This window comes from uncultured Cyclobacterium sp., from assembly GCF_963976465.1.
Classification (GTDB): domain Bacteria; phylum Bacteroidota; class Bacteroidia; order Cytophagales; family Cyclobacteriaceae; genus Cyclobacterium.
In genome coordinates this window covers 1-3851 of sequence record NZ_CAXBOC010000509.1, presented here as the reverse complement: position 1 = coordinate 3851, position 3851 = coordinate 1, and the positions used below count along the sequence as shown (strand labels likewise).

Annotated in this window: 4 protein-coding genes; 1 reads left to right on the top strand and 3 read right to left on the bottom strand. The window is 39.6% G+C overall.

Annotated features, from left to right (window positions below):
• Positions 1 to 67: 67 nt before the first annotated feature.
• The 3 genes from AAC037_RS21285 to AAC037_RS21275 are packed head-to-tail and all read right to left on the bottom strand — an operon-like array spanning position 68 to position 2857.
• Positions 68 to 1366 carry a TRAP transporter large permease subunit gene (locus AAC037_RS21285; protein ID WP_339905461.1) on the bottom strand — a complete coding sequence of 433 codons (1299 nt, stop codon included), beginning with the start codon at positions 1364 to 1366 and terminating at the stop codon, positions 68 to 70.
• A 3-nt stretch (positions 1367 to 1369) separates the two neighbouring features.
• The gene (locus AAC037_RS21280) at positions 1370 to 1858 is read right to left on the bottom strand and encodes a TRAP transporter small permease (RefSeq protein WP_303614194.1); all 489 of its coding nucleotides are present in this window, start codon (positions 1856 to 1858) and stop codon (positions 1370 to 1372) included.
• Between the two features lie 3 nt (positions 1859 to 1861).
• Positions 1862 to 2857, bottom strand: a complete 996-nt coding sequence (locus tag AAC037_RS21275) for a TRAP transporter substrate-binding protein (RefSeq protein WP_339905459.1) — start codon at positions 2855 to 2857, stop codon at positions 1862 to 1864.
• Positions 2858 to 3239: 382 nt separating this feature from the next.
• On the opposite strand from AAC037_RS21275, the gene AAC037_RS21270 reads away from it, so the two are divergent.
• Positions 3240 to 3851, top strand: a 612-nt coding sequence (locus AAC037_RS21270) for an SAF domain-containing protein (protein WP_339905457.1), incomplete at its 3' end; no start/stop codon positions are given.

The following is a 3851-nucleotide window of genomic DNA, read 5'->3' as shown; positions in this document are numbered from 1 at the left end:
GGTAGGGGCAAAAAAAAACTCCTCAACCTAAATGGATGAGGAGCCAAATATTAATGGAAATAAATGTTTACAAACCAAACACAGATGGCAACCAAAGGGTAAGCTCCGGCACCAATGTGATTATTAGTAGCCCTAATAACATGGCCAAAAAGAAGGGGAGTAAGGGGAAGAAAACTTTGGCGATGGTTGTTTTGGCCACTCCTACCCCTATAAATAATACTGAACCAACTGGAGGTGTACAAACCCCAATACATAAATTCAACACCATCATGATACCAAAGTGAACAGGGTCTATTCCCAAAGTTACCACTGCAGGCAAAAAGATTGGTGTAAAGATCAAAACTGCCGGAGTCATGTCCATAAAGGTTCCAACAAAGAGTAAGATTAAATTAATCATTATTAATATTACAAACTTATTATCACTTAAGGCCAATAAAGCTGAGCTTATTGACTGAGGGATATTTTCGCTAGACATTGCCCAAGACATACTCATTGAAGTAGCGATAAGTAACATCACTATGGCCGTGGTTTCTGAGCTTTTCAATAAGATGGCCGGAAGATTTTTTAACTTTATTTCACCATAAATAAAAGACAAGACCAAGGTGTAAACAACGGCAATTGCGGAGGCTTCTGTAGCTGTAAATACACCAATAACGATCCCTCCAATCACCACTACCAATAGCATTAAGCTTGGAAACGCTGCTAAAAACTTAGAAGCCAATTCTTTTATACTAGTGGGCTCACCTGGTTTAAGCTTGTGCTTTTTGATAAAAATCGCTGCCGTAATCATCAGAAACATGCCTATTAACAAGCCGGGGATATAACCTGCGATAAATAAAGCGGCGATAGAAACGCCTCCACTAGCCAAAGAATAAACGATTAGGACATTGGAAGGAGGAATGATCAAACCGGTGGTAGAGGCAGTAATATTTACTGAGGCACCAAGTTCTCTAGGATAACCTTCTTTTTCCATTCTTGGGCCCAATATTCCACCTATGGCAGAAGCAGCTGCAGCAGCAGATCCTGCAATGGCACCAAACAACATAGCTGCGATTACATTCACGTACAATAAGCCACCCGGAAGTCTTCCTGTCATGGCCTTGGCCAAATCAATGAGCCGATTGGCTATTCCTCCTTTGTTCATTATTTCGCCTGCCAGAATAAAAAACGGAATGGCAAGTAGGGCAAAGCTATCCAAGCCCACTCCCATTCTTTGGGCAATGGTGGTGGCAGAAGGAACTGAGGCAATGGTTACCGTAAGGGTAAGAAAACTTGAAAAGCCTAGGGCCCAAGCAACGGGCACCCCAATGCCCATCAGAATAATAAAACTAACAATCAGTATAAGTATGCTTAAATATTCTTCCATGGTTTAGCTATTTTGGGAATCTTTTTGGTTCATTAATATTTTAAGGTCTACCAGTTGGTAAAAAAGCACCAATAACCCTGAAAAAGGGATCATCATATATACATAGGCCAATGGCAATTGAAGGGTAGCGGATTTTTGTTCCAAAATAAAAGTTATATAAACCAGGTTGGTCCCTCCCATGATCATCACAGGAATTACAAATAATATAATTACCACATTGATGACCATCAATAATTTTCTTTTGGCTTCGCCTGTAAGTTTGGTTGGCAGTATATCGATCGCCAGGTGATTGCCTTGTCCGGCCACGTAAGCAGCACCAAGCATGCCTAGCCACACCAATAAATACCTTGAAAGTTCATCTGTAAACGAACTTGGAGATTGGATTACATACCTGGAAAAAACCTGCCAGGTTACGTTCAGCACCATTACAGCCATGATGACCATAAGCATGACCCCTACAATTTTATCTAATTTTGATTTAAAACTGACCATCGCTTAATATTTTCTGATTTCTTGTACCAATTTATACATTTCCGGATCCGATTCTTTCATCAATTCATAGACCTTCTCTGCCTCTTTTCTAAAAGGCTCTTTGTCTGGGTACAAAACCTCCACACCGGCTTCCTCTAGAATCTTCATTGACTCAGCAACAGATTCCTCCCATAATTTGTATTGGTAAACCGCCGATTCATCCGCAGCCTCTTGCAACCATGTTTTTTCCTCATCGGATAACAGGTCCCAAACTTTGGTACTTACAATCATCATATCGGGAATAGCCGTATGTTCATTTAATGAATAATATTTACATACTTCATAATGGCGTGAAGTTACAAAGCTAGGCGGGTTATTTTCTGCCCCATCCACAATTCCTTGCTGTAATGCCGTATAAAGCTCACCGAAGGAAACGGGAGTGGGAGAACCACCAAAACTCTGTACCATATTTACAGCAGTAGGGCTTTCCATAACCCTAATCTTCAATCCTTCTATGTCTTGAGGAACCATTACCGGTTTGTCTTTGGTATAAAAGCTTCGTTTACCACCATCATAAAAACACAAGCCTTTCAACCAGTATTTCTCTCCGGCAGCCAAAAGCTGCTTCCCAATGGGACCCTCCAATACCCTAGCTTGTTGGGCATCATCCTTGAATAAATAAGGTTGTCCCAATATTTTGATTTCAGGAGCAAATCCCTCCATAGCGGCAGTAGATACCTTTGTCATGGCCAAGCTACCTATTTGAAGTAACTCCACAAGTTCCCTTTCCGTACCTAATTGTTGGTTGGGATAAACTTGTACAATCATTTTTCCATTGGATTTTTCTTCGGCTTTTTCTGCTAAATAGAGCATGGCCGCATGAACAGGATGGCTGGTATCCAATCCATGCCCGAGCTTTAATACCCTAACCCCTCCGGGTTTTGAGCAGCTCACCAGTAGGGCCGCCAAGAACAGCATACTGAGGTAGATTGGGAAATTTGTCATTTTAGATTTCAGCATATGAATAGCAATCTTATTTGGGTTTTTATTATTTTACTTCTTAAAATTATGTGAATTAACTTTTATTACAATAATTCAAGCACATTATCTCCCTATTAATAATATAGACGGTAATGTTAATCGTTTCAACCTATTTATCTATTCACTGACTAATAATGTTTTAGCGAGCCTTTTTATCAAAAAGCACTTTTCTAAGTTTACGATGCATGTCATTACCAACCTTTCCGTGCCCTACACTTTTCAAACTGGATTAAAATTGAAAATCCAATAATTAACTGTCAAAATTAATGGGGAATTAAAAAAAAAGAAGCCCTGAGCCTCTTTTCTTTTAATTTATTTATAAATTGTGCAATCGATTGCTCAAGATAATCAAATAATTGAAATGGTGCATAAAGTTTTACGAATTCATCCTGACGACAACGTTTTGGTTGCTTTAACCGACCTTAAAAAAGGAGAAATTATCCAATTTGAAAACAATGAAATTAAATTAAAAAATAGTGTTTCTGCCAAACACAAATTCACCATTTCCGACCTGGATCAGGGTGAGCAGGTGTATATGTATGGGATTATTGTAGGAAAGGCCTTATCTCCGATAGCGTCGGGAGAAGTCATTACTACCGCTAACTTAGCCCATCAAACGGCTACCTATACAGGAAAACGCAAAGATTTTAAGTGGGATGCACCAGATGTAAGCAAATGGAAAGACAGAACTTTTGATGGTTACCATAGACCTGACGGACAGGTAGGGACTGCCAATTATTGGCTGGTAGTACCTTTGGTGTTCTGTGAAAACCGGAATGTGGAAATCATGAAGCAAGCTTTTGTAGAAGAATTAGGTTTCGCTAAACCTAATCCCTACAAATCCTTTGTTAAGCAAATGAAGCAGCTTTACCTGAAAGGGGACAAGGAAGGTTTGGAACAAGTGGGTGTAGAAACCCTGGAACAAGCAGGTGAAGACAAGCTATTTAAAAATATTGATGGAATAAAATTTCTC